Origin of the sequence: Bradyrhizobium genomosp. I (2014), from assembly GCF_000261685.1 — a bacterium.
Lineage (GTDB): Bacteria > Pseudomonadota > Alphaproteobacteria > Rhizobiales > Xanthobacteraceae > Bradyrhizobium.
The window spans coordinates 1-26,851 of sequence record NZ_AJQE01000120.1; the positions used below are offsets into that span (position 1 = coordinate 1).

A 26,851-nucleotide genomic window follows, 5' to 3' on the forward strand; every position below is an offset into this window, starting at 1 on the left:
TTGCGGTGCCGATCGGGCCCTGTTCGTCATAGAGCCAGCATTCGCCGATCGCGACGCCGTCGGTGGCGTGGTGGTTCACCACTTCGAAGCCGATCCACTTCGTCACCGGCAGGCGGTGCAGATAGATCGTGACGTCGCTGTTGATGTAGCCGAGCCCCTTGTCGCCGGCATTGGCAAAGGGGCTGGCGAAGTCGGCGGCAACAGTGACATGGACGAACGGTGTCATCGCAACGCCGGCGACGAGCTCGCGAACCTCGCTCATCCACAGCCGGCGCGGACCGAGCGAGCCCATATGGCCGACGATGGGGCGCGTCGTCCATTTGCCGTTCATGCCGAGCCTGGGATCGGTCGGCTTGGGAATGTCGGCCGGATTCGGCGCATCCCAGTTCGGTGGCGACCAGACGTTGCCTTCTGGATTTTGCGTCTTGCGCAACAGCTGGCAGGAGGCGCGCGCCATGCTGACGCCGCCGGAGATGAATTCCGCCTCGACCACGCGGATGCGCAGACCGTCGCGCACGAGGCGCGTCGTCACTTGAATCGGCTTGTCGATGGTCGGCAGCCGAAACATGTCGACGGTGAGCCGCGCCGGCACGAAATCGGGGCCGGAATGGCGCTCCTCGATGGCAAGGCCGAGCAGGCCGACAATGACGCGACCGTGCAGCGATTTCGGGTCCCATGGACCGTTGGCCGCCTCCGTCGGATGGAATGTATCGCCGTCGCGCGTGAAGAAAGGCATGTTTGTCATGGCGCGCGACTTTGCGGGAATGGGCGGGGAAATCAAGGGTGGTGGTATCGTGGGAGTCAGGAGTGCGAGCTCTCGCCACGACAACAGGTGTCATCGCCCCGCTCGACCGGGCGATCCGGTACTCCGAGACAGTTGTGGTTCATCGATGACTGTGGCGTACTGGATTCCCCGCGTGCCGCGGGGAATGACAGCGGTGGATCAGGAGGCGTCTTGCCACTCCTCACGCACGCTGTCGTCGTGCTCGTTGCTCATCGTGGCGGCTCTCATCGCCGCAAACTCCTCCCGGGACACCAGCTGCCCCAGCGCCCACACCGAAGCCCCGCGAACCAGCGGGCTTGCATCACCGAGCAAACGCCGCGCCTCGTCTGCCAGCTCCACATCACCCGAATTGCCGATCGCGATCAGCACGTTGCGCAAGAAGCGGTCGCGGCCGACGCGCTTCACCGGCGACTTCGTGAACAGCGCACGAAATGCTGCATCGTCGAGCCGCGCCAGCTCGGCGAGCGCAGGCGCGCGCAGCTCGTCGCGTGCGGCGAGCTTGGCCTCACGTCCCTCCTGCGCAAACTTGTTCCACGGACACGCGGCAAGACAATCGTCGCAGCCATAGATTCGGTTGCCGATGCCCTTGCGAAATTCCCGCGGGATCGGTCCCTTGTTCTCGATGGTGAGATACGAGATGCAGCGCCGCGGATCGAGCTTGTAGGGTGCGGGGAACGCCGCGGTCGGGCAGATGTCGAGGCACGCCCGGCACGAGCCACAATGGTCGATCTCGGCGTCGTCGCGCGGCAGCTCGAGCGTGGTGTAGATCGCGCCGAGGAACAGCCAGGAGCCGAACTCGCGCGAGACCAGATTGGTGTGCTTGCCCTGCCAGCCGAGATGCGCGGCCTGTGCGAGCGGCTTCTCCATCACCGCCGCGGTGTCGACGAAAACTTTCACGTCCGACGGCGCGGTCGCGACCAGCCAGCGCGCCAGCGCCTTCAGGCGTTTCTTGATGAGGTCGTGATAGTCGTCGGCCTGCGCATAGACCGAGATCGCCGCGCGCGTCGGCTGCTCGAGGATCGCGAGCGGATCGGAGCCCGGACCGTAATTGACGCCGAGCATGATCACGCTGCGCACGTCGCTCCACAGCCCGCGTGGATCGACGCGGCGCTCCGGCTGCGCGGCCAGCCAGTCCATGTCGCCATGGCCGCCTGAGGCGATGAATTCGAGAAAATGCTTTCCGGCTGCCTCGATCGTGCCGGGCGCGGTGATGCCGATGCAGTCGAAGCCGAGTGCGCGCGCCTGCTCCTCAAGTGCAGCACGCAGCCGATCCATGTCGGCAGGAGATTTGATCGCTGTTGTATCCACGCTCGTCATGGCCGGGCCCGTCCCGGCCATCCACGTCTTTGCGTCGCGCTCATAAGAAAAGGAAGAACGTGGATGCCCGCGACAAGCGCGGGCATGACGATCTTCATCAGAAATCCAGGTCCACGTAGGTCCGCGACGCCGGCACGCCCGCCAGCCATTCGCTCAGCAGCGGACGGAACGACGGGCGGGATTTCACCCGCGCGTACCACGCCTTTGCTGCGTCGTCCTCGCTCCATGGCACGTCGCCCAGATAGTCGATCGCCGAGAGATGCGCCGCGGCGGCGAGATCCGCGTAAGTGAGCCGGTCGCCGGCGAGGAAATTGCGCGTCTGCGCCAGCCAGCCGATATAGGCCAGATGATAGCGCACATTGGCCTTCGCCGCGCGCATCACGTCGGCCGAAGGCGGGCCGCCGCCGTTCTCCTCGCTCATGAAGCGCTTGTAGATGCGCTCGGTGACGAGCGGATGCGAAACCTCCTCGAAGAACTTTTCGTTGAACCACGCCATCAGCCGGCGCACCTCGACACGTTCGCCGATCGTCTCCGGCATCAGGCGCTTCGGCCCCATCTCGGCACCATAGGCCTCGTCGACATATTCGGCGATGATGGCTGCGCCCGGGATCGGCGGCTGCTCCTGGTCGACAAGGACCGGCGTGGTTCCGGCCGCATTGAGCAGCAGAAACGCCTCGCGCCGCTCCCAACTGCGCTCTTCGACCAGCTTCAGGTCGAGCCCGTATTCGCCCGCGATCAGGCGGATGAAGCGCGAATGCGGACAGAACGGATGATGGAACAGCGTAAACATGAAGCCTTTGAGTATTTGATGTTGCTTAAGAATCCATCAATGTTTGTGCGGCGCCACACTAGTCCCTCAAAATCGCGAAGCAAGAGAGTGACTTCGCATTTTGCGATTGCGGCATGGGAACGAATAGGCGAGAAGAACCCCGCTTTTCCAGCCGAAATGGACCGTAAATATGTCAGACGCGATACGGGCAGTGATCCTCGGCATCATCGAGGGTGTGACCGAGTTCCTTCCCGTATCCTCGACCGGTCACCTCTTGCTCGCGGAGCGTTTCTTCCATCTCGGCGAAGGCGCCTTCTGGGATTCGTTTACGGTTCTGATCCAGTTGGGCGCGATCCTCGCGATCGTCGGGCTGTATTTCAGAAAGCTGTGGGACGTCGCGATCGGCCTGTTCACGGGCGATGCGGATGCGCGGCGCTTCGTGATCGGCGTGCTGGTGGCGTTCCTGCCCGCCGTGATCGTCGGCCTCGTCGCCGGCAAGTACATCAAGAGCCTGCTGTTCAATCCCTGGGTCATCTGCTTCACGCTGATCGTCGGCGGCGCCATCCTGCTCTGGGTCGACAAGCTCGATCTCAAGCCGCGCGAGCATGACGCCACCAGATTTCCGCTGCTGATGTATCTCTATATCGGCATCGCGCAGTGCATGGCGATGATCCCCGGCGTGTCACGCTCCGGCGCCAGCATCGTCGCGGCGATGCTGCTGGGGGCCGACAAGCGCGCGGCGGCGGAGTTCTCGTTCTTCCTTGCCATTCCCACCATGATCGGCGCGTTCGCCTACGACTTCTACAAGAGCCGCGCCGAGATGACGATGGACCACATGAACATCGTCGCGATCGGCTTCGTGGTGTCGTTCATCACCGCCATCATCGTGGTGAAGACGTTCCTGACCTATGTCACCCGCCACGGCTTCGTGGTGTTCGCCTGGTGGCGCGTCATCGTCGGCACGCTCGGCCTGATCGCGCTGGCGCTGGGCCATTAGAGCAGCACTCGGTTGGCGCGCTCCCTCGCCCGCTTGCGGGAGAGGGGTGTCTCCGCGGCTGCGCTGTCACGCAAGCAAACGGGAGACGTAAACCAGCCTCACACGCTCATGCGCTGGAACTGCCCGGCGGCGCGGAAACGCCAGAGATATTGCGGGGCGATCGCTTCCAGCGAATCGGGGGCGATGCCGAGACCTTCCAGCGTCAGGCCGGCCGCCTTCGCCGCCTCCGAGACGACATTGTCGCGCTCGAGCAGCGTGACCTGGTCGGGCGTCAGCTTCAGCGCGCCCGGCGCGAATTGCAGGAAAGCCGCCTTGAAGCGGGCGAGGCCGAACGGCAGCGGGATCAACATCCGCTTGCGGTCGGTGATCTCCAGGATGGTCTCGACGATCTCGCGCATGGTCAGCACTTCCGGCCCGCCGAGCTCGTAAGCAGCGCCCGCCTTGGCCTTGCCGTCGACAGCGTCCGCGATCGCGGTGGCGACATCGCCGACATAGACCGGCTGCATCTTCGTCTCGCCGCCGATCAGCGGCAGCACCGGCGACATCCGGGCCAGCGCGGCAAAGCGGTTGGTGAACTGGTCCTCGGGGCCGAAAATCACGGAGGGGCGGAAGATCGTGGCGGAGGGAACCGCGGCCAGGACCGCGGCCTCGCCGGCCGCCTTGGCCCTGGCATAGCGCGAGGGCGATTCCGCGTCCGCGCCGATCGCCGAGACATGCACCAGGCTGGCATCGGCCGCGGCCGCCGCCTTGGCGACGGTTTCGGCGCCCTTGGCCTGGACGGCATCAAAAGTCTGCGCGCCGCCCTCGGTGAGGACGCCGACGAGGTTGATGGCGACATGCGAATCACGCAGCGCCGCCTCGACCGAGGCCGGATAGCGCAGATTCGCCTGCACAGTATGGACCTGCCCGACCCGGCCAAGCGGCTGGAGGAAGCCGGCGAGTTCCGGCCGCCGCACCGCGACCCGGACCCGGTAATCGCGCTTGCACAGGGCACGGACGACGCTGCGGCCCAAAAACCCCGATCCGCCGAAAACCGTGACGAGCGTGTCCAGATTCGATGCCATGGGAGCCATTCCTGGGGTCCATTCCTGCGGAAAAGAGTGCGTCTTGTCAGGCTTTTATCGGGCCGGTTTGCGATGCGCAATCGCCATCCCGAACCGGGCTTCACGCATGAATTGACAACGGCGTCACCGAACCGTAGTAACCGCCTCCGTGCCCCAAACGGCATGCCCAGGTGGTGGAATTGGTAGACGCGCTGGCTTCAGGTGCCAGTGGCTTAACGGCCGTGAAGGTTCGAGTCCTTTCCTGGGCACCATCCCATATCCAAGCGATTGAAATCGCTTATTTGCAGGGAATTTGAGCCGCTGACCGGTGCACATGTGGTCAGCCCCGTTTGCGGGGCCGACCAATCTCTTGATGAAACTGCTACCGCCTATCGGCGGCTTCCTTGGGTCGTTCCCCCGGCTGACATCTCGTCCGACCCGAGCTTCACCGTCAGCTTGTCGATCTTGCCGGTGAAGCGGAACGGCACCTGGTAGTCTTGGTCGTCCACCGGCGTGCCAGTGTCGAGGCCGACGTTGAAGGTCTCGTCCCACATGACGGTGATCGGCAGACTGCGCGGCATGGGATGGCTGTCGGCGACCTTGCCGTCCGCCTTCAGGGTGCCGGTGCCGCCCTTGCCCAGGCCGGGGCCGTCGTATTTCCAATCGAACTCCAGTGTGTGCTTGCCGGGCGTTAGTGCGTCCTTGCCCTGCCACTTCACGCGTTCGAGGCCGAGCAGGTTCCAGGTGAACACCGGCTTGCCCTTGAGCAGATAGAAGCCGTAGCCGGCGAAGCGGCCGCCGTCGGTCATCAGCATGCCCTCGGCACCGCCCTGGGGAATATCGACCTCGGCCATGATCGTGTACGATCGGTTCAGCAGGCTCGGTGCGTTACCAGTGTCCGGGAACGGCACGTTGCTCACTTCGCCCGAATAGGTGAACAAGGTCCGGCCCGGCGCATAGCTTGGCTTGTGCGAGATGAACCTCTCAAGGCGAGAGTCGTCGAGCGGAAAGACCTGGTACTTCGTCGCCTCAATTGCAAACAGTTGCTGCATGGCGCGGAGCTTGTCCGGCATCTTGGCGGCGAGGTTGTTGGCCTGCGTCCAGTCCTCGGTGAGGTTGTAAAGCTCCCATGGGAAGTCGTTCATGACATCCGCGGGCGGCTTGTCCAAGGTGAGGACCCAAGGCGCGTGGATGGGAGGCGCCGAGGCCATCCATCCGTCGTGGTAGATCGCACGCGAACCAAACATTTCGAAATATTGCGTCGTCCGCTGGCCCGGCGCGTTCGCGTTGTCCCAGGTGTAGGTCATGCTCACCCCTTCGATCGGCTTCTGCGCGACGCCATTGACGCTCACCGGCTGCGGGAGGCCAGCCGCTTCGAGGATCGTCGGCACGATGTCAATCACATGGTGGAACTGGTGGCGGATGCCGCCGGCGTCCTTGATCCGCGCGGGCCAGGCCATGGCCATGCCATTGCGAGTGCCGCCGAAGTGAGAGGCTACCTCCTTGGTCCATTGATACGGCGTGTCCCAGGCCCACGCCCAGCCGACTGCGTAATGCGGGTAGGTCTGGTCGGAGCCCCAGGCATCGTAGAACTTCATGTTCTGTTCGACCGTCGGGTTCACGGCATTCGCAACGGCGAACTCGTTGAACAGGCCGTGCAGCGTGCCCTCGGGGCTCGCGCCGTTGTCGCCGCTGATGTAGATGACGAGCGTATTGTCGAGCTTGCCGATGTCCGCAATCGCCTGGACCACGCGGCCGATCTCGCTGTCCGTATAGGCCAGGAACGCCGCATAGACCTCGGCCTGGCGGATGTAGAGCTTCTTCGCCTCGGGTGAGAGCGTATCCCACTGCGGGATGTCTTGCGGCCAAGCGGTGAGCTTTGCGTTTTGCGGGATGACGCCGAGCTTCCTTTGATTGGCGAAGATGGTTTCACGCAGCTTGTTCCAGCCCTGGTCGAACAGGTGCAAGTCGCTGATCTTCTTGACCCACTCCGGCGTCGGATGGTGCGGCGAGTGCGTAGCGCCGGGCGCGTAGTAGATCATGAAGGGACGGTCGGGCTGAACGTCGTTCAGCATCTTGATGCGTCCGATCGCCTCGTCGGCCATGGCCGTGACCAGATTCCAGCCGGGATTGCCAAGGAAAGGCTGGATCGGTGTGGTGTTGCGGAACAGGTTGTTCGGTTGCCACTGGCTGGTGTCGTCGCCGGCGAAACCGTAATAGTAATCGAATCCCTTGATGGGGCCGGTCGGCCAGTTATGGAAGGGACCCGCCTGGCTCCCTTCCCACTGCGGCACGTTGTGATCCTTGCCGTACCAAGACGTGTCGTAGCCCTGCTGCCGCAGGATCTCGCCGATGGCGACGGCGTCGCGCGGGATGACGCTGTTGTAGCCGGGGTAGCCCGTCGCCTGGTCGACGACGACGCCCGTCGCCACCGAGTGGTGGTTGCGGCCGGTGAGGAGCGCGGCCCGTGTCGGCGAGCACAGCGCCGTGGTGTGGAACGCGGTATAGCGCAGACCGCTCGCGGCGACGCGGTCCAGCGTTGGAGTCGGGATCACGCCGCCGAACGTGGACGGCGCGGAAAAACCAACGTCGTCGGTCATGATCAACAGGATGTTCGGCGCGCCCTTGGGCGGCACGACACGCGCTGGCCAATAGGGCTTCGAGTCTACGGCGTTGGGACTGATCTGCCCCCGGAAGGATGGCGGCGGGTTCGGAAGGTGCCGTCCGTCGATTGTCGTCGTGGCGTCGGGCGAGCCCGGCGTGCCGGTGGTCTGCTGCGCGTTAGCGGTGACCGCAGCCACTGCCAGCAACGCACAGCCGGCGAGCAGTCGATGTGCAAGGGCGAGTACCACCTTCATCATGGATGACCTCCTCAAAGCGCGGCACACGCACGCCGCAGGCGGTCCCCTTGCCAAGCATCGACCCTCGCGCCACGAGGGCCGAAGCGTAAATCTACAACCAACTGCCGCTTGGGCGCAATTGATCTACCTCAATGCCGTCGGCGCGAAAGTGTGCCTGCGGACGGCCTGCGTGCTGGATTTGCGGAGCGGTCGCGGCCTATCGAGTTCAGACGTGTGGACGAAAATTCCTTCGAAGAGGCACAGACCTAGGATATCAAGGCGATTGTTTCCGGCACACAATACCAGTACACGACGGTCTCCGGCTCGGTTCAAAAGGCCTGCAAAATCATCGTTTCTCAGGAGGGGCGGCCGAGTCCTTTCCTGGGCACCATACAATTCTGGATCACAAACGGATCCAGATAGATTAACCCTTTCAAAGTGTTGCGTTGGTATCGGGCCATGAGCCGAGAAAGTGCAATGCGCTGTGTCTTGGGATGGTGCGTCTTGGGCTTGTACCTCTCGATCGGTCTGTGTGCTTCGGCGAGCGCGGCCGCAAGAGGGCATCACAAGTTGCGACATGTCACCGTTCGGCCGGGCCAGGTCACGGCGCCGGTCTACGTCACTCCGAATGGTGTGCGCATCTATCGCGACGACTCCGTTCCCGGCGGCCTGCGGACCGACCACGACGACCCTCCCGCCTATACGATCCATCCAAGTTCGGTGGCGGCTGATCGACGAGCCGGGCTGCTGCTGCGTGGTGCCCTCACACCACCTGCTTCCCCATCCTCTCCGCCACCGCCTTCTGCACGAAGTACATCGCCACCAGCGTGACGATCGTCGTCGTTACGACGACGTAGCCGATCCGGTCGAAATGGATCAGCGCGCCGTCGGGCGCTTGCGCGATGATCGCGCCGGCGAGCACCGAGCCGAGCCCGCCGGAAAGCTGCTGCAGCGAGGCGCTCACCGCGCTGAACGAGCCGCGCTGGTCGGGATCGGGGATCGCCGACATCAGGGCCTGCGACGGGATCATGCGCGAGAAGATGCCGACGAACATCAGGACATTGACGAGGATCGCGGTCGCGAGCGCGACGTGGCCGAGATTTGTGTAGATCAGCACCATGACGACGGTCATCGCGCAGCCGAACACGAAGGTCGGGTATTTGCCGAACGTGTCGCTGGCCCGGCCGACCAGCGGTCCCGTGACGATGCTGAACAGGCCGGAGACGAGATAGATCGTCGGCAGATGCGTGATGTCGATGCCGAGATTGTGCACGGTGAAGGCGCTGGAGAACGGCATCAGCATGTAGCCGCCCGTCGCCAGCAGCGTCGTGACGGTGAAGGCGAGCGTATAGCGCGGCTGGCCGATCGTCGCGATCAGATGGTGGAACGGGTTCTTGTCCTGCTTCAGTTTCAGATGCGCATCGACCGGCTCCATCGCGAAGGCGATGATGGCGATCGCGACGATCGAGACGGCGACGATCGCCACGAAGCAGACATGCCAATTCCAGTGATTGGCGAGAAACAGCCCGGCGGGAATGCCGAGCACCTGGCTCGCGGCGAACGCCGTCTGAATGAAGCCCATCACGCGACCCCGCATCTGCAGCGGAAACAGGTCGGTGACGATGGCCAGCACGACCGAGCCGATCACGCCGCCGAACAGTCCGGTCACGATCCTGCCGAGCAGCAGGACATGGTAGTTCTGCGCGGCGGCGCAGAGCATGGTTCCGAGCGTGAAGCCGACATAGAAGAACAGCAGCAGGCGCTTGCGATCGAAGCGATCGGCAAAGCCGGCGGCGAGGATGCCCGAAATGCCCGCGCTGAACGCGTAGGCCGACACCGCGATGCCGAACTGCCCCGCCGTGATGTCGAGCGCGGGCATCAGGATGGCGCCGAGCGGCGACATGATGATGAAGTCGAGGATGATCGTGAACTGCGTGAATGCGAGCAGCGCGATGAGGAGCGCCTGGTAGCGCGAAAAGCCGCGTTGGCCTTCCTGCGGATCGTCGATAGGCGCAGCGAGCGTCTGTTCGGTCATGTCCACCTGATTCATGGCGAGGGAGGAGGGAGCGCGCGAAACTGGCAAATGGGGTCGGCCGGGACGATGTCCACGGGGCGCATGGCACAAGTTGCGCTGGAATACGAAGCCCGCGCCGGGTTGTGGGATCCAGGCAACAGCCCGCCGGCCGGGGCGCCGTCCACCCCTGCGCGCAACCTTGCTTGCGCGGCCCGCCTGCAATGGCTACATCGCGGGCAATCCAAATGAGCCTATTGTGCCGACACAACCGATTCGATTGAGGTTTTGAGACGCCATGACCGTACGCCTGCACCGCGGCGACCTGCCCGACCTGTCCCGTTACACCGGAGCGGTGGCGATCGACACCGAGACCATGGGGCTGAACCCGCACCGCGACCGGCTCTGCGTGGTGCAACTCTCGCCCGGCGACGGCAGCGCCGACGTGGTGCAGATCCCCAAGGGGCACACCGACGCGCCGAACCTGAAGGCGCTCCTGGCCAATCCGGCCCTCACGAAAATCTTCCATTTCGCGCGGTTCGACGTCGCGGTGCTGTACCAGACCTTCGGCGTCATGACCGGGCCGATCTACTGCACCAAGATCGCCTCTCGCCTGACCCGCACCTATACCGACCGCCATGGCCTCAAGGACCTCGTGCGCGAGGTGCTCAACATCGACCTCTCCAAGCAGCAGCAGTCGAGCGACTGGGGTTCCGACAGCCTCACCGAGCCGCAGCTCGCCTACGCCGCCTCCGATGTGCTGCATCTGCATGCCTTGCGCGAGCGGCTCGACGCCATGCTGGTCCGGGAAGGCCGCAGCCAGCTGGCACAGGCCTGCTTCGACTTCCTGCCGACCCGCGCCTTGCTCGATCTCCAGGGCTGGGCGGAAGAGGACATTTTCGCGCATTCCTGAGGCCCTGCGCGGCGGTTAGCCTGAGGTTGCCGCCCCGTTTCGGACACTTTCGTAACGGCCTGTCGCCGGCTGCATCTTCAGGCGGCGCCGGCTACAATGGGGCGCCCCCCTTTGACCCGGCAAGGCGAGCGACACTTCAGGAGCCCAGGTAGGCAGGAACCCAGGTGAATTCGGCCCAGAATCCCACCTACGACGCCGCGCTTGCGGCGAAGTTCGCCAGCGCGGCGCGCCACAGCCGCCTGGTGCGGATTCTGCGCATCGCGGTGCCGGCTGCGGTGCTGCTGTCCATGGCCGCCATCGTCGGCGTTTCGATCTTCAATCCCTTCCGCATGCTGATGCCGAAGCTGCCGCTCGATTCCGGAAACATGGTGGTGTCGGGCACCAGGATCACGATGGAATCGCCGCACCTCGCCGGTTACACGCCGGACCAGCGGCCCTATGAGCTCTGGGCCAAGACCGCGACGCAGGACATCACCGACCCCGACCACGTCGATCTATCGGACCTGCGTGCGAAGGTACTGATGGAGGATCAATCGACGCTGTTCCTCGATGCCCGCACCGGCCGCTTCGACAACAAGCAGCAGCTGCTCGACCTGCACAAGGACATCCTCCTGCGCACCTCGACCGGCTATGAGGCGCGGCTGAACTCGGCCTTCGTCGACATGGGCAAGGGCACGGTTACCTCGGACGAGCGCGTCGACGTCAAGCTGACCAACGGCACGCTGACCGCGGATCGCTTGCGGATTACCGATGGCGGTGACGTCATCCGTTTCGAGGGCAATGTGGTGATGCACCTGGACAAGCTGGACGAGCCCGCCGCTCAGCCTGCGCCGCCCGAGCCCGCGCCGGCGAAGACACGCGCGCCTCAGAACAAGTCTGCCAATTCAAGATGATTTTCATGATGACCTGTTTTCCGCGCGACGCTGTTGTCAGCAAGGCCGTGCTCGCCGTCGGCCTCGCGCTGCTTGTCACGGGTGCGGCCATTGCACAGAGCACGATGCAAGGCGTGCCCAATGCGATGCAGGGCTTTTCGCAGAACCGCGATCAGCCGATCCAGATCGAAGCGGCCTCGCTGGAGATGCGCGACAAGAAGAAGGAGGCGACCTTCGCCGGCAATGTGAAGGTCGTGCAGGGCGACACCACCATGACCTCGAAGACGCTGGTGGTGTTCTACGAATCGAGCGGCGACAAGGCGGCCGCGCCGCAGCCCGCACCTGCGAAGGGCGCGAAATCGGCGCCGATGCAGTCGGCGACGCCCGGGCCCGGCGGCAGCTCCTCGATCAAGCGGCTGGAGGCGCGCGGCAATGTCGTGGTCACCCAGAAGGACCAGGTGGTGACAGGCGAGACCGCCGTGTTCGACACCAGGACCAACCTCATCACCATGCTCGGCGGCTCGGGCCAGGTGGTTCTGACCCAGTGCAAGAACGTGCTGCGCGGCGACCGCCTGATGGTCGACATGACGACCGGCGTGTCACGTGTGGAATCCGACAACGGCCGCGTGCAGGCATTGCTGCCGCAGGGCGGCAGCAATGATTGCGGCCAAGGGGGACAAGGGGCCAAATCCGGTGCGGCGCCGCCTCTGCAATTGCCAAGTGCAACTAAACAAAAGTAGATTCAATCACTTGTCTCGGGTGCTCCCGATCCGAGGTTGAAGCTTGCCCGGCGAGACTGTATCTAGCGCGCAGGGCTTTCGAAGCGGGGTCCGCCGCTTTTCGGGCGTGTTTCACTGGGCATGAGACATCCCTTCACTGATGCTGCCTCGGCGAATCGAAAGGCCGGTGCGGCAGATCGCGCGAATTCGCGCAGGATCGTCGCGAAAAGGCTAGAAGGCGGGGATGGTCGATCTCTTCAGCATGTTCCGTCGGCGCCCCGCCAAACGCGGCCGGCCAGGATTTGCGCGACAGGACATCACCGCGCTCGGCGACAGCGTCGCCGGCCTCGTGGCCAGTCCCGTCAGGGACGCGCCGCCGATCGCCCGCGACCAGCCGATGCGCGCGCCAGACCAATTCCAAGGGGACTATCAGGCTGACTACCAGGCCGACTATCAAGTCGAGACGCCGCGTCCGCAGGCGGTTCATCCCGTCAGAAGCGCCGCCGCCAGGTCGAACGGTGCCGGCGGGCCGCAGCTCCTGAAGCGGCCCGGCTTCCTGGCTGTGCATAGCGTGGAAAAGAGCTTCGGCAGCCGCCAGGTGGTGCGCGGCGTCAGCATCTATGTGCGCCGCGGCGAAGCCGTCGGCCTGCTCGGTCCAAACGGCGCCGGCAAGACCACCGTGTTCTACATGATCACCGGCCTGATCAAGGCCGACCGCGGTGCGATCGAGCTCGACGGCCACGACGTGACGAAGCTGCCGATGTATCAGCGCGCGCGGCTCGGCATCGGCTATCTGCCGCAGGAAGCCTCGATCTTCCGCGGCCTCACCGTCGAGCAGAACATCCGCGCCGTGCTCGAAGTGGTCGAGCCCTCGCGCAAGAAGCGCGAGCAGCAGCTCGATTCGCTGCTCGACGAGTTCAACATCACGCGCCTGCGCAAATCGCCCTCGATCGCGCTGTCCGGCGGCGAGCGCCGCCGCGTCGAGATCGCGCGCGCGCTGGCGACGCGGCCGAACTACATGCTGCTCGACGAGCCCTTCGCCGGCATCGACCCGATCGCGGTCGGCGACATCCAGGACCTCGTCCGCCATCTCACCAATCGCGGCATTGGCGTGCTCATCACCGACCACAATGTCCGCGAGACGCTCGGCCTCACCGATCGCGCCTATATCGTCTATGCCGGGGAAATCTTGACGGAGGGGACCCCGGATGAAATCGTCGCCGATCCGGACGTGCGCCGCCTTTACCTTGGCGAGGAATTCCGCCTCTAGCCCTTTTTTCCAATTCGTCAAGCCGTGTACATCGGGCTTGGACTAGGATAAGCAAAAATCGGACCAATTTTTGGGAACGGTTCTTGCTTTATGGCGCTCACGCAGAGATTAGAGTTCCGGCAATCGCAGTCGCTGGTGATGACGCCGCAGCTGATGCAGGCGATCAAGCTGCTGCAATTGTCCAATCTCGATCTCACGACCTTCGTGGAAGAGGAGCTCGAGCGCAATCCGCTGCTGGAACGGGCCAGTGACGAGGTCCCGGTGGGAGAGGCTCCGGCCGAGGCCGGGAACTACGGCGATTCCGAGGGTGGCCAGGGCGACGGTCAGGGCGAGGACGGCCTCGGCGGCAGCGCCGACGGTTTCGAGCCGGGCCAGGAAGAATGGATGAGCAAGGATCTCGGCACCCGCGCCGAGATCGAGCAGACCCTGGACACCGGCCTCGACAACGTCTTCTCCGAGGAGCCGGCCGAGGCCGCGGCGCGTAACGCCCAGGATGCCGTGCCGACCACCTATACCGAATGGGGCGGCGGCGCCTCTGGTGACGAAGACTACAATCTCGAGGCTTTTGTCGCGGCCGAGACAACGTTGTCGGATCATCTCGCCGAGCAGCTCGCGGTCGCCTTCACCGCGCCCGCCCAGCGCATGATCGGTCAGTACCTGATCGACCTCGTCGACGAGGCCGGCTATCTGCCGCCCGATCTCGGGCAGGCGGCCGAGCGTCTCGGCGCGACGCAGCAGGAGGTCGAGGACGTCCTCGCCGTGCTGCAAAAATTCGACCCGCCCGGCGTCTGCGCGCGATCCTTGAGCGAATGCCTCGCGATCCAGCTCCGCGAGTTCGACCGCTACGACCCCGCGATGCAGGCCCTGGTCGAGCATCTCGACCTCCTCGCCAAGCGCGACATCGTGGCCCTGCGCAAGATCTGCGGCGTGGACGACGAGGACATCGCCGACATGATCGGCGAGATTCGCCGCCTCAATCCCAAGCCGGGCATGAAGTTCGGCTCGGCGCGCTTGCAAACCATGGTGCCCGATGTCTATGTCCGCCCGGGCCCCGATGGCGGCTGGCATGTCGAGCTCAACAGCGACACCTTGCCGCGCGTGCTGGTCAACCAGACCTATTATTCCGAGTTGTCCAAGAAGGTCGGCAAGGACGGCGACAAGTCCTATTTCACGGACGCGCTCCAGAACGCGACCTGGCTCGTGCGCGCGCTCGACCAGCGCGCCCGCACCATCCTGAAGGTTGCAACCGAGATCGTGCGCCAGCAGGACGGCTTCTTCACCCATGGCGTGGCGCACCTGCGGCCGCTCAATTTGAAGGCCGTCGCCGACGCCATCCAGATGCACGAATCCACGGTGTCGCGCGTCACCGCCAACAAGTATATGGCGACCAACCGCGGCACGTTCGAGCTGAAATATTTCTTCACGGCCTCGATCGCCTCGGCCGATGGCGGCGAGGCGCATTCGGCCGAGGCCGTGCGTCACCACATCAAGCAGCTGATCGATTCGGAGGAGCCCTCCGCGATCCTGTCGGATGACACCATCGTGGAACGCTTGCGCGCTTCGGGAATTGATATTGCCCGCCGCACGGTCGCGAAGTACCGCGAAGCGATGCGCATACCCTCTTCGGTGCAACGCCGCCGCGACAAGCAGAGCGCTCTTGGTAACGTCCTCTCCACCGCATTGTCCGATCGCTCCCGCAACACCGAACCGGCCTGATTGCGCTGGCGCGAAATCGCGCTACTCTCGATTCCCATCGAGACCGATCCAAGCTCGGCACCAACCAAGCGAGGCATCACATGACTCTCCGAATCTCGGGAAAGAGCATCAGCGTCGGCGAGGCCCTGCGCGGCCGCGTTTCCGACCGCACCGACGAGGTGCTGCGCAAATATTTCGACGGCAACTATTCCGGTCACATCACGCTCAGCAAGGACGGCTTCGGCTTCCGCACCGATTGCGCCCTGCATCTCGATTCGGGAATCACGCTGGAGGCCGATTCGAACGCGCCGGATGCCTATGCCAGCGCCGACCAGGCGCTGCTGATGATCGAGAAGCGGCTGCGTCGCTACAAGAACCGGCTCAAGGACCGCTCCGCCCGCAAGGCCCATGCTGCCTCCGAAGCGATGGCAGCGCTCGACGCCACCAGCTATGTGCTGGAAGCGCCCGGAGAGGGCGAGGAGGAAGTCACCGGCTACAGTCCCGTCATCATTGCGGAGCAAACCACGTCGCTGAAGCGGCTCTCGGTCAGCGAAGCCGTCATGGAACTCGACCTCAGCGGGGCACCCTGCCTGGTGTTCCAGCACGGTTCGTCCGGCCGGGTGAACATCATTTACCGCCGGGCGGACGGCAATGTGGGCTGGATTGACCCGCCGGGGGCGAAGGTGGACGGTCAGTCGGACGGTTAGGCCGGAGACCCGGGCCCGTACCATCCCGGCCCTTAACAATGACGGGGCAAAGCCGCATGCGGGAGTTGGCACCGGGATTGCGTTGGAGTAGAAGCCCCCCACATCTGGACCGGGACTAAGTCCGCCTCCTGCTTCATGTTATTGACGCCGGCTCAGCTTGGTCTATCAAGCTGGCCAAATCGGAACCTGACGGTTTAATTCACCTCGGAAACCCTCCATGCCGATTACCGATCTGGTCGCACCCGAGGCGATTCTCCCGGCATTGAAGGTCAACAGCAAGAAGCAGGCCTTGCAGGAGCTGGCGGCCAAGGCCGCCGAGCTGACCGGGCAGAACGAGCGCTCGGTGTTCGAGGTGCTGCTGCAACGGGAGAAGCTCGGCACCACCGCGGTCGGCTATGGCGTCGCCATTCCGCACGGCAAGCTGCCCAAGCTGGAAAAGATCTTCGGCCTGTTCGCGCGGCTCGATCGCCCGATCGACTTCGAGGCGATGGACGGCCAGCCGGTCGATCTCGTGTTCCTGCTGCTCGCGCCCGAAGGCGCCGGCGCCGATCACCTCAAGGCGCTGGCCCGCATCGCCCGCCTGCTGCGTGATCAGGACATCGCCAAGAAGCTCCGCGCCTCGCGCGATGCGCAGGCGATCTATTCGGTGCTTGCCCTGCCGCCCGCGACGGCGGCCTAGGTCGCGCTGGCGATGCCAGGCATCGTCGCGTGCGCTCCGGGCCTCAGCATCGGATAAATCTCAAGCCCTGGGAACGTCGACCGCGCAAGGCGGTCGCGATGGGGCATTAAGGAAAATATTAACCGTGCTTCTGGAAGGTCAGCTCATGGCCAGCCTGCACACCGTAGCGGATTCCGAGGCGTCCGACAGCACGATCTGGAAAGCGCCCGGCGTCGGCGTGGAGACGCTTGCCAGAAACGTGATCCGCAGTTCGATCACCGTCAATGTGATCGCGTCGATGGGCGTCCTCCACCCCGCGTTGCTTCCCGCAGAGTGGAGCTACGTGCAGCAGGCCGTTGCGCTTCTGATGTGGGGCATCTTGATCTACGCCAGCGCCTTCGTACGTCCGCGCGTGAGAGTGCAGCCCAATCCCGATCTCATCGCGCTGGTCGCATTCTATGCTCTCGCCGCCGTTTCCGTTCTCTGGACCAGCCTCGCCGCCGCCGCGATCATGAAGAGCGCGGCGCTCGCGGTGACGACCTTCGGTGCGTACTGCCTCATTACGCGTATCGACATCGACGAGATCGTCGGATCGACGGCGCTGGGGCTCTTCATCCTGGTCGCCGCCTCGGCCTTGTGCGCGGTCTTTGTGCCCGAGATCGGCGTGGACCAGAGCTGGATGCACAAGGGCCAGTGGCAAGGAATATATGAATCGAAGCAGACGCTCGGCTTCATCAGCGCATATCTCATGTTCTTTGCCTGCTATCAGAAGATGACGGGGCAGGGATGGACCGTTTTTCTCGCGACGTTTCTCCTGGCATCGACTTGCGTGATCGCCTCGGAATCTCGTGGTGCCGGTGCCGTTGCCGTTGCCGCGGGTGGACTGCTCGTGACCTCGATGTGGTCGATCCGCTGCATGAGAGTTTACGCGGTGCTGCCGTTCATCATGTGCATCCTGGCCGCCCTGCTGATCCTGTATTTCTATGTGACGGGGTACGATTCCATCCATCTCGGCGAATCGACCATCGATTTCACCGAGCGGACCTTCATCTGGCAGTACGCCATAAGCCATTTCAACGATGCGCCGCTGCTCGGCTTTGGCATCAACGGATTCTGGACGCGTCCTTCGATCTACGACTATTTCAACCAGAACCATGGCTGGGTGCTCGACAATTATCATAGCGGTTACATCGCGGTGGCGATTGAAACGGGGTTTCTGGGATACGTTCTGTTCGTCGCGAGCGTCTATCTGTTCTCGGAAAAGGTCCTGTATCTGATCGCCACCCGGTCGATCGATCGTCGCCACTGCGCGCTCATCATCGGATTCGTCGTCCTCAGCTTTCAATCGAACTTCACGGAGACGATGTTCCTTCGTTCGACGATGTTCACGTCGGTGCTGCTCGTCGCATTCTTCTTTGCAGTGTGCAGGCCGGTGCCGCAGCAAACCCTGCAGCAATGATGGAGGACGCAGGATGAATGCCATCTGCGCCCGCTGGCCGGTAGCTTTCGGTCTCGCCCTGGCAATGTCGATGCTTGCGATCTGCTCCCAGGCCGAGGCAGCCGGGCAGGGCACCGCGCCTGCTCCTCCGAAATTGGGGCGCGGCATCAACATCCTTGGCTACGACGGCATCTGGGAGGGAGGCCGGAACGCGCCGTTTCGTCTGGACAACCTCACTGCGATCAGACGCGCCGGCTTCTCGCACGTTCGGATCAACTTCTTCGGCTTCAAGTTCATGGGCCCCGGGAATCTACTGGATGAGATCGTCTTGAGGCGGCTTGATGCCGTCATCGAGGAGGTGCTCGCCCGAAAGCTCATCCCCATCCTGGACGAGCACGATACCCATGTCTGCCAGCGCGACGTCTCCGAGTGCACCGAGAAGCTGAAAGCGTTCTGGACGCAGATCGCCGCGCGCTATGCCGAAAAATATCCGAAGCTTGTCTTCGAGGTCCTCAATGAGCCGGGCGGGCAGATGACGTCCGCCAGCTGGAACACCCTGCTGAACGAGTGTCTCGGCATCATCCGCGCGACCAACCCCACGCGGACCGTCACTGCCGCCGTCCTCAACGTCGACGACATGCCTGTCGACGACCTGGTCCTGCCGTCGGACGACCGAAACCTCATCGTGACGTTTCACTATTACGCGCCGATCCGCTTCACCCATCAGGGCGCACCGTGGTCGCCGACGTTCTCGCGAATCGGTCCGCTTGATTGGGGCACTGCGGAGGACGAAAGCAAGGCTCGCGCCGATTTCGAGAAGATCCGGTCCTGGTCCGAAAGGGAGAAGCGCCCGATCTATCTCGGCGAGTTCGGCGTGTACGAGGCCGCTCCAGCCGAAGCACGGACGAGATATCTGTCGTTCGTGGCGCGAAGTGCGGAGCGGCTCGGCTGGGCATGGGCCTACTGGCAGTTCGACCACGATTTCGCGGCCTTCGACAGCGAGCGCCAAGCCTGGAAGCCGGAGATCATCCGGGCGCTGATTCCCGCGGCGCGTTGAAAGCGGAAGGTTCGCGAGTTGAGCTTCGCCGCGCCGGGCTGTGTCCGCAAGCGCTATTCCGGCGATGCGCTGCATCGTCCGGTCAGCGCTGCGCTGCAGAGCCGGGGCCCATGTCGCAGACCGTGTCGTGGCTTCCCGGATCCCGGCTCTGCGCCGCAACGCCAGAAGCGTTGCAGCGCGTCCGGGACACGGGAGAGATGCGCGCCATTGTCACGCTTCGTGGGCGCCGCTCGTGCGCTTCAGCAGACCGTCGGCAGCAGGTGCCGGACTTCGTCGAGCAGTTCGGGAACCGCCGTCCTATCGCCCGCGAGATGCTTGAGCAGCGCGCTCTGGAATAAACCGTCGAACAGCGCATAGAGCGCGCCTGGCGACGACGCGGGCCGCTTGCCGCCGAACTCGGCATAGCGAGAGGCAATGCGCCAGATCATCGCTTCCAGGCTCTTGTCGATCTCGAGTACATCCTTGCGAAACGCCGGCTCGAACATCGCCTGCGAGCGCAGGTCGTACCAAAGCCGGTGCATGCGGGCTTCGTTCTGCAGCGTTGCTGCGAGCTTGGCGAGGAAGCCCTCCGTCAATTCGTCGCGGCTCGTTGCTGTTGCGACGACCTCGTCATAGCGTGTCACGCACTTCGCCTTGTAGTGGCGAACGCAGCAGCAGATCAGGTCGAGCTTGTCGCTGAAATAATAGTGGAACACGCCGTGCGTGAACGCCGAGTTCTGCGCGATCTCCCGCAGGCTGGTCCGGGCGAAGCCGAGCTCTCCAAGCGTTTCGAGCGCGGCCTCGGCAAGCTCGATGCGTCGCGCGTTGAACTTCTCGTCGCGCAGCGCTTCGGCCGCCTCGGCCACACGCCGGGCCGCCCCCGTCACCTGCCGCGCCATCTCGTCCCTTCCTCAGTCCAGTTCTTACAAGGACTTATACCGCGCCGACCGCGGAATAACCCAATCCCATCACAATCACCCTCTTAGACAACTGTCAAATTCGAACTTGACAAATGTCAAGATTCTGGCGGAGGTTCGCGTCAATAAATTTGGACAGTCGTCAAGACGTCCGACCATGGAGGAACGCTTCGCTGGGTGCGGTCGAAAGGCCTGCGTCCATCGACTTGGTGCGCGCCAATTCGCGCAGCACGAATCAATCACCAGCAACGGAGGAGTGCGTCATGAGTGGGAAGAGCCTTGCAGGCAGGAAAGCCCTGGTCACCGGCAGTGCCAGGGGAATCGGCGCGGCCACCGCGCAGGCGCTGGCGCGCGCCGGCGCCTCGATCATGATCGCCGACATTCTGGAGGAGGCCGGCCGCGCCAGCGCGGCTGCGATCGCAAAGGAAGACGTCGCGACGGGCTTCGTCCAGCTCGACGTCACCGACGACGCGCAATGGGAGCGGGCGGTGGCCAAGACTGTCGCCACCTTCGGCGGCTACGACATCCTCATCAACAATGCCGGCATTGAGATCACGTCGCTGGTCAGCGAGATCAGGGCCGAGGATGCGCGGCGGATGTGCGACGTCAACATCGTCGGCACCGTGCTCGGCATGAAGCACGCCTTCCGCGCGATGCGGCCGGGCGGAGCGGCGGGCAAAGGTGGCGCAATCGTCAACATCGCTTCTGTCGCGGCGACGATCGCCTTCCCGAGCATCGCGGTCTATTCGGGCACCAAATCCGCGGTCGATCGCATGACACGGGTCGCGGCGATGGAGGCCGGCAAGCTCGGCTATGGCGTGCGCGTCAACTGCATCTATCCCGGCTTGATCCCGACCGACATGGGCCTGCAGCTGGCCAACGACATCGTGAAGATCGGTCTTGCGCCCGACGTCGACGCCGCGGTCGGCTCGGTGGTGGAGCAGACGCCGCTCGGCAAGCTCGCAGAGGTCGGCGACATCGCCGACGCGGCGGTGTTCCTGTGCTCGAACGAGGCGCGCTTCATCACCGGCGTCGGACTGCCGGTCGATGGCGGCATGGGAATGTAGCAGAGAACCCGACAACGAACATTTCGGAGGAACGAGAATGACCGCGAAGAAGCCCGTCATCGTCTATGGCGCGTCCGGCTACACCGGCCGCCTGGTCTGCGAATACTTACGCGAGTACAACATCCCCTTCATCGCCGCCGGCCGCAGCGCGGAGAAGCTCAACGCCGCAATGAAGGCAAACGTGGCCGGCATCGAGACTGCCGACTACGAGGTGGTGGAAGTGCCGCACACCGTGAGCGCACTGACGGAATTGTTCAACGGCGCCTCCGTGGTGCTCAACACCGTGGGCCCCTTCGCCAGGTTCGGAGGCGAGGTGGTGCAGGCGTGTTGGGCTGCCCGATGCCACTACACTGACACCACCGGCGAGCAGGACTGGCTGATCATGCTCGAGCAGGAGTGGGGCACCAAGTTCGCCAATGCCGGCCTGCTGCTCGCGCCGGGTATCGCGCAGATGTACACCACCGGCGAGATCGCTGCGCAGCTCTGCCTGGAGACGCCCGGCCTCGACACATTGGATATCGCCGTGTTCTGGGGCGGCAGCCCGACCATCGCCTCGACGCAGACCATCCTGGTCAACGCCGCGATGGCAAAGGCCTACTATCTGGAACAGAACAAGTATGTCGAGCATCAGGTGGATGCCGGTCTGTACAACCTCGCCATCCCCGGCCAGCATGAGCTCGCACTGGCGCTGCCCTGGGGCGGCACCTCGCACCCGGTGTGGTTCAAGCGCGATCCGCGCGTGGCCAACGTGAAGGTGCTGGGCGGCGTCTTCAATCGCGCGCTGATGCTGGGCGTGCCGCAGATCGTCGCCGCCGCGCTGGACGCGACCAAGGACATGAACCCCGACGACCGCTACGCCGCGTTGGCGCAGACTGCCGCCGGCGTGATGAACAGCATGCCGCCGCGCGAGAACCCGCGCGTCAACAAGTCGCTGGATTCGGTGCATGCCTCCGGCCCGTTGGGGCGCGCGCACTGCGTCATCAACGGCAACAGCAACTACAAGCAGACCGGCTTGCTGCAGGCCTATGCCGCGGCGCACCTGCTGCAGCAGCCGCCCAAGCGCGTGGGCTTCGCCTCCGGTTGCCAGGCGTTCGGTCACCACGAACTGCTCGGCCAGCTGCGCAGCTTCGGGCTGGTCAGCAGACCGATCCTCACCGTGTACGACTGAGCAAGGATGGCGGGTGGCGCGGTGGGCGCGTCACCCGCCGGCGTTTCGGGGATTGATCATGCGCTTCATCGATTACCTGGACAAAGGTGCCTCGCTTGGCGCTGATGCGCCGTGCCTGACCATGGACGGGCGCGACCTCAGCTATCGCGAGGTGCAGTTGCTGAGCTACCGCGTCGCGCGCGGGCTCGCGCGATCGGGTATTGCTGCTGGCGAGAAGGTCGCTATCCTTTCCGGCAACGATCCGGTCGCGTTTGCATGCGTGTTCGGCATTTCCCGCGCGGGCTCGGTCTGGTGTCCGATCAATCCGCGCAACGAGGCGGCCGAAAACCGGCTCATCCTCGACCAATTCGACTGCAGCCTGCTGCTGTTTCATTCAAGCTTCGCGCCGATGGTCGAGGCGGTACGTGCAGAACTGCCGAAGCTGCGCGTCCTCGTCTGCCTCGATGCCGAGTTGCCCTTCGCGCCCTCATTCGACAGCTGGCTCGCTGGCCTTGCCGCCGACCAATATCAACGTGCGACGGTCGACGATCTCGCGATGCTTCCCGGCACCGGCGGCACCACCGGAAAGCCGAAGGGAGTCATGCTGTCGGGTCGCAACATCGAGGCCATGACGGCACTGACGCTGATGGGCTATCCCTTCAAGGGCCGTCCCATCTATCTCGCGCTCGCGCCGCTCACCCACGCGGCGGGCGTGTTGTGTTTCCCAATCATGACGCTCGGTGGGCGCGTCGTGATCATGCACCACCCCGACATCGCCGAATTCCTCGATTTGATCGAGCGCTACCATGTCACGCACACCTTCCTGCCGCCGACCGTGATCTACATGCTGCTCGATCATCCCAGGCTCGACTCCGCGGAGCTCGGGTCTCTGCAATGCTTCTGGTATGGCGCGGCACCGATCTCGGCCGCACGGCTTGCGGAGGCGCTCCGGCGCATCGGGCCCATGGCGCAGTTGTTCGGTCAGACTGAAGCGCCGATGATGATCTCGATGATGGCACCTGACGAGCATTACAATGCCGATGGCACGATCGCGATGGAGCGCCTCGCCTCGGCAGGGCGGATCAGTCCGTTGGTGCAAGCCGGCATCATGGATGGCGACGGCAATCTGCTGCCGACCGGTTCACGCGGCGAGATCGTGGTTCGCGGCTCGCTGGTGATGGAAGGCTATTACAAGAATCCCGAGGCGACGGCGGAGGCTTCGGCGCATGGCTGGCACCACACTGGCGACATCGGCTACATCGACGACGATGGCTACCTCTATATCGTCGATCGCGCCAAGGACATGATCATCACCGGCGGGTTCAACGTCTACTCGATCGAGGTCGAGAACGCGCTGCGGTCGCATGAGGCGGTCCAGGATTGCGCTGTGATCGGCCTTCCGGACGAGAAATGGGGTGAGCGGATCGTCGCCGTGGTGCAGCTGCGCGCCGGACAGAGCGTCGACACGACGGTGCTGGCGGCCTTCGTCAAGCAGCGGATCGGCAGCGTCAAGACACCGAAACAGATCGAAGTCTGGGACGATCTGCCCCGTTCCAAGGTCGGCAAGGTCCTCAAGCCGGATATCCGTGCGCGGCTGGCCTCGCGCTCTTAGCAGGTGCCCAAAGAAAACGCGGGCCGCCTCGATCGAGGCATGCCCGCGCATTGAATTCGTCAGTCGCGCGTGAAAGCGCGTGCGCTCAGTGCACGCTCACCGCTTGCAGCTCGTTGCTCCAGGCGTTGGCGATCGCAGCTTCCCGGCTGTCGGTCAGCATGATCGGCGTGCCGTCGGCGGCGTGGAGCGCGAACAGCTTGAGGCCCGGCGCAATCTTGGGCGCCTCGGGGAACAGGTCCGGCACGTCCTCGGAACGGATCTGCTTCACATAGGCGATATGGCCTTCGCCCAGGGTTGCCAGTGTCTCCGGAGAGACGTTCTTGGCTTCATATTCGAACGCAACGTGACCTTCACTCATGGTCTCGACTCCTCTGGAACACTAAGCGGTCGAGTCCGCTACTCGTTCCATTATTCGTGCTCATTGATAGCGATTGTCTTAACGATCCGCTCCGGTTCAGGCCGGGCCAGATCGATCGACAACAGCCCGTTCTTCAGATCCGCACCCAGCACCAGCATCCCCTCCGCCAGCACGAAGGTGCGCTGGAAGTGGCGCGCGGCGATGCCGCGATGGATATATTGCCGGGTCTTGTCGTCCTGCTGCCGCCCGCGGATCACGAGCTGGTTTTCCTCAATGGTTACATCGAGTTGGTCGCGGGTGAATCCGGCAACCGCCAGCGTGATGCGCAACCGCTCGGGCTGGCCGTCCGAACCGCCGCACCTCTCGATATTGTAGGGAGGGTAGCCGTCGGCGCCTTTGACGACGCGGTCGAGCACGCGCTCGATCTCGTCGAAGCCCAGCAGGAAGGGACTGGAGAGCGTTGGAACACGAGACATAGTTTACAAAGTCCTCGCAGAAGCGACTTTGGTGTTTCAGGGCCCGTCAAGGCACCCCTTGATCAGCAATATGGGCATATCTCTGTGTGGGTTCAAGGACGTAGGGCGAGGCTGTGGATGGGGCATTGCACCGTCAGATGCCTCTGGATCGTCATGGCCGGGCTTGTCCCGGCCATCCACGACCTTGCTCGCGGCGCCAAGAACGTGGATGCCCGGGCCTTTGCCTCGCCGAAGCGGCTTCGGCCGCGCAGGCGGGACAAGCCCGGGCATGACGAAGTTGCGGGCGAATTACCCTAATAAAAACAGACCCCCTTCTACTGTGCATGGGGTTGTTTTCGCGGTTTTGAATAGGCAGCCCCTCGGAATCCCTCAGGCCTCGATCCGCTTGCGCCCGTCGGCGCTGAACAGATGCAGCTTCGTCCGCGTCGCCGCGACACGAATCTTCTGGCCGATGGCGGGGGCTTCAGTTCCGGGAATGCGGACGATGATCTCGCCCGGCGGCAGCTCGCCGGGGGTGGCGGCGACGTGCTGCTCTTCCTGCTCGCGGGAGCCGTACACGAAGGTTTCGGCGCCGACACGCTCGATCGCCTCGACTGTGAGCGGCAAGGCGACGCCGCCGGCCGGCGTCTCGCCGGTGATGACGAAATCTTCTGGGCGGATGCCTAGGATGCCGGCCTCGCCCGCGCTGCCGCCGAGCTGTGATTTGATCTCCTCGGGGCGCGTCGACATCAAATTCATCGGCGGTGCGCCGATGAAGGAGGCGACGAAGGTGGTCGCCGGCTTCTCGTAGATCGCGAGGGGATTGCCGACCTGCTCGACCTGGCCGCCGTTCATCACGACGAGAATGTCGGCGAGCGTCATCGCCTCGAGCTGGTCGTGGGTGACGTAGATCGACGTGGTGTTGAGCCGGCGCTGCAGTTTGCGGATCTCGACCCGCATCGCGATGCGCAGCTTGGCGTCGAGATTGGAGAGCGGCTCGTCGAACAGGAACACCTTCGGCTGGCGCACGATGGCGCGGCCCATGGCGACGCGCTGGCGCTGGCCGCCGGAGAGCTGGCGCGGCTTGCGCTCCAGCATGGCGGACAGCTCGAGCACGCGCGCGGCTTCCTCGACGCGGGTCTTGATCTCGGCTTCCGCCATGCCGCGGTTGCGCAGGCCATAGGCCATGTTGTTGTAGACGCTCATATGCGGATAGAGCGCGTAATTCTGGAACACCATCGCGATGTCGCGGTCGGCGGGCTCGATCTGGTTGACGATTCGACCGCCGATGTCGATCTCGCCGCCGGTGACCGTTTCGAGTCCCGCGACCATGCGCAGCAGCGTGGATTTGCCGCAGCCGCTTGGTCCGACCAGCACGCAGAACTGTCCGTCGCCGACATCGACATCGACGCCCTTGATGGCCTCGAAGCCGCCGGGATAGGTCTTGCGGACGTTGCGCAGGGTGACGTTAGCCATGGGTTGCACCGGCGAGTAGCGAATAGTGAATGGCGAATGGGGAAGGTGTCATACGTAAGGCGGACGTAGCGACCCCATTCGCTACTCGCCACTCGCTATTCGCCATACTCACTTTTCCGTCTCGACCAGTCCGCGCACGAACAATTTCTGCATCACGACGACAACAAGGACCGGCGGCAACATCGCCAGCACGGCAGTTGCCATCACGATCGGCCATTCGGTCAGCGCGTCGGTGGTGGTGATCATCTTGCGGATGCCGATCTGGATGGTCTGCATGTCGTCGCGCGTGGTGATCAGCAGCGGCCAGAGATATTGATTCCAGCCGAGGATGAACAGGATCACGAACAGCGCCGCCATGTTGGTGCGCGACAGCGGCAGCAGCGTATCCCAGAAGAAGCGCAACGGGCCGGCGCCGTCGATGCGCGAGGCCTCCAGCAATTCGTCCGGCACCGTCATGAAGAACTGGCGGAACAGCAGCGTCGCCGTGGCCGATGCGATCAGCGGCAGCGACAGGCCGGCATAGCTGTCGAGCATGTGCAGGTCGGCGACGATCTTGTAGGTCGGATAGATGCGGACCTCGACCGGCAGCATCAAGGTGATGAAGATGAGCCAGAAGATCGGCATCCGGAACGGGAAGCGGAAATACACGATCGCATAGGCCGAGATGATCGAGATCGCGATCTTGCCGACCGCGATCAGCAGCGCCATCACCAGCGAGTTCAGCATCATGTTGCCGACCGGCTCCCCGGG

General features: G+C 63.9%; 24 protein-coding genes and 1 tRNA gene. 14 read left to right on the forward strand and 11 right to left on the reverse strand.

The annotated features are described in order from the left end of the window. The 3 genes from IC50_RS11330 to IC50_RS11340 all read right to left on the reverse strand — a co-directional run. A partial coding sequence (locus tag IC50_RS11330; protein WP_035704101.1) for an acyl-CoA thioesterase domain-containing protein occupies positions 1–745 on the reverse strand: 745 nt, incomplete at its 3' end. 198 nt (positions 746–943) lie between these two features. Continuing rightward, on the reverse strand, positions 944–2,101 hold the full coding sequence (queG, locus tag IC50_RS11335) for a tRNA epoxyqueuosine(34) reductase QueG (RefSeq protein WP_162131518.1): 1,158 nt from the start codon (positions 2,099–2,101) through the stop codon (positions 944–946). Between the two features lie 97 nt (positions 2,102–2,198). Then, on the reverse strand, positions 2,199–2,891 hold the full coding sequence (locus IC50_RS11340; RefSeq protein ID WP_035704106.1) for a glutathione S-transferase family protein: 693 nt from the start codon (positions 2,889–2,891) through the stop codon (positions 2,199–2,201). A 169-nt stretch (positions 2,892–3,060) separates the two neighbouring features. On the opposite strand from IC50_RS11340, the gene IC50_RS11345 reads away from it, so the two are divergent. Further along, positions 3,061–3,867: an undecaprenyl-diphosphate phosphatase gene (locus IC50_RS11345; protein WP_035704108.1), complete on the forward strand. Its 807-nt coding sequence runs from the start codon at positions 3,061–3,063 to the stop codon at positions 3,865–3,867. A gap of 98 nt (positions 3,868–3,965) precedes the next feature. Here IC50_RS11345 and IC50_RS11350 read toward each other — a convergent pair whose 3' ends face one another. Continuing rightward, on the reverse strand, positions 3,966–4,931 hold the full coding sequence (locus IC50_RS11350) for a complex I NDUFA9 subunit family protein (RefSeq protein ID WP_035704110.1): 966 nt from the start codon (positions 4,929–4,931) through the stop codon (positions 3,966–3,968). 164 nt (positions 4,932–5,095) lie between these two features. Between IC50_RS11350 and IC50_RS11355 the strand changes: the two genes are divergently transcribed. Next, positions 5,096–5,182 (forward strand) — tRNA-Leu (locus IC50_RS11355). Between the two features lie 117 nt (positions 5,183–5,299). Here the strand turns inward: IC50_RS11355 and IC50_RS11360 are convergent. Together IC50_RS11360 and IC50_RS11365 are read right to left on the reverse strand one after the other, a co-directional pair. Continuing rightward, positions 5,300–7,768: an arylsulfatase gene (locus IC50_RS11360; protein WP_035704156.1), complete on the reverse strand. Its 2,469-nt coding sequence runs from the start codon at positions 7,766–7,768 to the stop codon at positions 5,300–5,302. Positions 7,769–8,513: 745 nt separating this feature from the next. Continuing rightward, a complete protein-coding gene (locus IC50_RS11365) occupies positions 8,514–9,785 on the reverse strand; it encodes an MFS transporter (protein WP_035704159.1) in 1,272 nt (423 codons plus the stop codon). A gap of 274 nt (positions 9,786–10,059) precedes the next feature. On the opposite strand from IC50_RS11365, the gene IC50_RS11370 reads away from it, so the two are divergent. The 9 genes from IC50_RS11370 (at position 10,060) to IC50_RS11410 (ending at position 19,090) form a co-directional block, all read left to right on the forward strand. Next, complete coding sequence (locus IC50_RS11370) at positions 10,060–10,674, forward strand: ribonuclease D (RefSeq protein WP_035704113.1); 615 nt, start codon at positions 10,060–10,062, stop codon at positions 10,672–10,674. 164 nt (positions 10,675–10,838) lie between these two features. Continuing rightward, positions 10,839–11,567: an LPS export ABC transporter periplasmic protein LptC gene (gene lptC, locus IC50_RS11375; RefSeq protein ID WP_035704114.1), complete on the forward strand. Its 729-nt coding sequence runs from the start codon at positions 10,839–10,841 to the stop codon at positions 11,565–11,567. Further along, on the forward strand, positions 11,564–12,286 hold the full coding sequence (locus tag IC50_RS11380; protein ID WP_035704117.1) for an LptA/OstA family protein: 723 nt from the start codon (positions 11,564–11,566) through the stop codon (positions 12,284–12,286). Before lptC ends, IC50_RS11380 begins: the two co-directional genes overlap by 4 nt. A 223-nt stretch (positions 12,287–12,509) precedes the next feature. Continuing rightward, positions 12,510–13,535 (forward strand): LPS export ABC transporter ATP-binding protein, encoded by a 1,026-nt coding sequence (lptB, locus tag IC50_RS11385; protein ID WP_035704120.1) that lies wholly within the window; start codon positions 12,510–12,512, stop codon positions 13,533–13,535. Positions 13,536–13,625: 90 nt separating this feature from the next. Further along, a complete protein-coding gene (gene rpoN / locus IC50_RS11390) occupies positions 13,626–15,251 on the forward strand; it encodes an RNA polymerase factor sigma-54 (protein WP_035704124.1) in 1,626 nt (541 codons plus the stop codon). An 80-nt stretch (positions 15,252–15,331) separates the two neighbouring features. Beyond that, complete coding sequence (gene hpf / locus IC50_RS11395) at positions 15,332–15,937, forward strand: ribosome hibernation-promoting factor, HPF/YfiA family (protein WP_035704127.1); 606 nt, start codon at positions 15,332–15,334, stop codon at positions 15,935–15,937. A gap of 217 nt (positions 15,938–16,154) precedes the next feature. Beyond that, positions 16,155–16,616 (forward strand): PTS IIA-like nitrogen regulatory protein PtsN, encoded by a 462-nt coding sequence (ptsN, locus tag IC50_RS11400; RefSeq protein ID WP_008141251.1) that lies wholly within the window; start codon positions 16,155–16,157, stop codon positions 16,614–16,616. A 145-nt stretch (positions 16,617–16,761) separates the two neighbouring features. Further along, on the forward strand, positions 16,762–18,054 hold the full coding sequence (locus tag IC50_RS11405) for an O-antigen ligase family protein (protein WP_035704129.1): 1,293 nt from the start codon (positions 16,762–16,764) through the stop codon (positions 18,052–18,054). A gap of 13 nt (positions 18,055–18,067) precedes the next feature. Then, positions 18,068–19,090: a glycoside hydrolase family 5 protein gene (locus tag IC50_RS11410; RefSeq protein WP_035704132.1), complete on the forward strand. Its 1,023-nt coding sequence runs from the start codon at positions 18,068–18,070 to the stop codon at positions 19,088–19,090. Between the two features lie 239 nt (positions 19,091–19,329). Here IC50_RS11410 and IC50_RS11415 read toward each other — a convergent pair whose 3' ends face one another. Then, on the reverse strand, positions 19,330–19,968 hold the full coding sequence (locus IC50_RS11415; RefSeq protein WP_035704137.1) for a TetR/AcrR family transcriptional regulator: 639 nt from the start codon (positions 19,966–19,968) through the stop codon (positions 19,330–19,332). Positions 19,969–20,249: 281 nt separating this feature from the next. Between IC50_RS11415 and IC50_RS11420 the strand changes: the two genes are divergently transcribed. From IC50_RS11420 to IC50_RS11430, 3 genes are read left to right on the forward strand one after another with little or no spacing between them, the layout of a single operon-like run. Continuing rightward, a complete protein-coding gene (locus IC50_RS11420; RefSeq protein WP_035704140.1) occupies positions 20,250–21,053 on the forward strand; it encodes an SDR family NAD(P)-dependent oxidoreductase in 804 nt (267 codons plus the stop codon). A 37-nt stretch (positions 21,054–21,090) separates the two neighbouring features. Continuing rightward, entirely contained in the window at positions 21,091–22,221 is a 1,131-nt protein-coding gene (locus IC50_RS11425) for a DUF5938 domain-containing protein (protein WP_035704143.1), read from the forward strand. A 58-nt stretch (positions 22,222–22,279) separates the two neighbouring features. Next, on the forward strand, positions 22,280–23,812 hold the full coding sequence (locus tag IC50_RS11430) for an AMP-binding protein (RefSeq protein WP_035704145.1): 1,533 nt from the start codon (positions 22,280–22,282) through the stop codon (positions 23,810–23,812). An 85-nt stretch (positions 23,813–23,897) separates the two neighbouring features. Here IC50_RS11430 and IC50_RS11435 read toward each other — a convergent pair whose 3' ends face one another. The 4 genes from IC50_RS11435 to ugpE form a co-directional block, all read right to left on the reverse strand. Continuing rightward, positions 23,898–24,170 (reverse strand): DUF1150 family protein, encoded by a 273-nt coding sequence (locus IC50_RS11435; protein WP_035704148.1) that lies wholly within the window; start codon positions 24,168–24,170, stop codon positions 23,898–23,900. A 50-nt stretch (positions 24,171–24,220) separates the two neighbouring features. Continuing rightward, complete coding sequence (locus IC50_RS11440) at positions 24,221–24,646, reverse strand: Hsp20 family protein (protein WP_035704151.1); 426 nt, start codon at positions 24,644–24,646, stop codon at positions 24,221–24,223. A 369-nt stretch (positions 24,647–25,015) separates the two neighbouring features. Further along, positions 25,016–26,101, reverse strand: a complete 1,086-nt coding sequence (locus IC50_RS11445) for a sn-glycerol-3-phosphate import ATP-binding protein UgpC (RefSeq protein ID WP_035704153.1) — start codon at positions 26,099–26,101, stop codon at positions 25,016–25,018. Between the two features lie 108 nt (positions 26,102–26,209). Then, the coding region (ugpE, locus tag IC50_RS11450; protein WP_035704161.1) for a sn-glycerol-3-phosphate ABC transporter permease UgpE at positions 26,210–26,851 on the reverse strand (642 nt) is incomplete at its 5' end.

Bases quoted from the DNA above. Each gene is read 5' to 3' on its own strand.
- IC50_RS11410 (WP_035704132.1), top strand. From the start codon at position 18,068: ATGAATGCCATCTGCGCCCGCTGGCCGGTAGCTTTCGGTCTCGCCCTG.
- IC50_RS11350 (WP_035704110.1), bottom strand. From the start codon at position 4,931: ATGGCATCGAATCTGGACACGCTCGTCACGGTTTTCGGCGGATCGGGG.
- IC50_RS11345 (WP_035704108.1), top strand. From the start codon at position 3,061: ATGTCAGACGCGATACGGGCAGTGATCCTCGGCATCATCGAGGGTGTG.
- lptB (WP_035704120.1), top strand. From the start codon at position 12,510: ATGGTCGATCTCTTCAGCATGTTCCGTCGGCGCCCCGCCAAACGCGGC.
- IC50_RS11445 (WP_035704153.1), bottom strand. From the start codon at position 26,101: ATGGCTAACGTCACCCTGCGCAACGTCCGCAAGACCTATCCCGGCGGC.
- IC50_RS11365 (WP_035704159.1), bottom strand. From the start codon at position 9,785: ATGACCGAACAGACGCTCGCTGCGCCTATCGACGATCCGCAGGAAGGC.
- IC50_RS11435 (WP_035704148.1), bottom strand. From the start codon at position 24,170: ATGAGTGAAGGTCACGTTGCGTTCGAATATGAAGCCAAGAACGTCTCT.
- IC50_RS11380 (WP_035704117.1), top strand. From the start codon at position 11,564: ATGATTTTCATGATGACCTGTTTTCCGCGCGACGCTGTTGTCAGCAAG.
- IC50_RS11340 (WP_035704106.1), bottom strand. From the start codon at position 2,891: ATGTTTACGCTGTTCCATCATCCGTTCTGTCCGCATTCGCGCTTCATC.
- IC50_RS11405 (WP_035704129.1), top strand. From the start codon at position 16,762: ATGGCCAGCCTGCACACCGTAGCGGATTCCGAGGCGTCCGACAGCACG.
- IC50_RS11430 (WP_035704145.1), top strand. From the start codon at position 22,280: ATGCGCTTCATCGATTACCTGGACAAAGGTGCCTCGCTTGGCGCTGAT.
- rpoN (WP_035704124.1), top strand. From the start codon at position 13,626: ATGGCGCTCACGCAGAGATTAGAGTTCCGGCAATCGCAGTCGCTGGTG.
- hpf (WP_035704127.1), top strand. From the start codon at position 15,332: ATGACTCTCCGAATCTCGGGAAAGAGCATCAGCGTCGGCGAGGCCCTG.
- IC50_RS11370 (WP_035704113.1), top strand. From the start codon at position 10,060: ATGACCGTACGCCTGCACCGCGGCGACCTGCCCGACCTGTCCCGTTAC.
- IC50_RS11425 (WP_035704143.1), top strand. From the start codon at position 21,091: ATGACCGCGAAGAAGCCCGTCATCGTCTATGGCGCGTCCGGCTACACC.
- ptsN (WP_008141251.1), top strand. From the start codon at position 16,155: ATGCCGATTACCGATCTGGTCGCACCCGAGGCGATTCTCCCGGCATTG.
- IC50_RS11415 (WP_035704137.1), bottom strand. From the start codon at position 19,968: ATGGCGCGGCAGGTGACGGGGGCGGCCCGGCGTGTGGCCGAGGCGGCC.
- queG (WP_162131518.1), bottom strand. From the start codon at position 2,101: ATGACGAGCGTGGATACAACAGCGATCAAATCTCCTGCCGACATGGAT.
- IC50_RS11360 (WP_035704156.1), bottom strand. From the start codon at position 7,768: ATGAAGGTGGTACTCGCCCTTGCACATCGACTGCTCGCCGGCTGTGCG.
- IC50_RS11420 (WP_035704140.1), top strand. From the start codon at position 20,250: ATGAGTGGGAAGAGCCTTGCAGGCAGGAAAGCCCTGGTCACCGGCAGT.
- IC50_RS11440 (WP_035704151.1), bottom strand. From the start codon at position 24,646: ATGTCTCGTGTTCCAACGCTCTCCAGTCCCTTCCTGCTGGGCTTCGAC.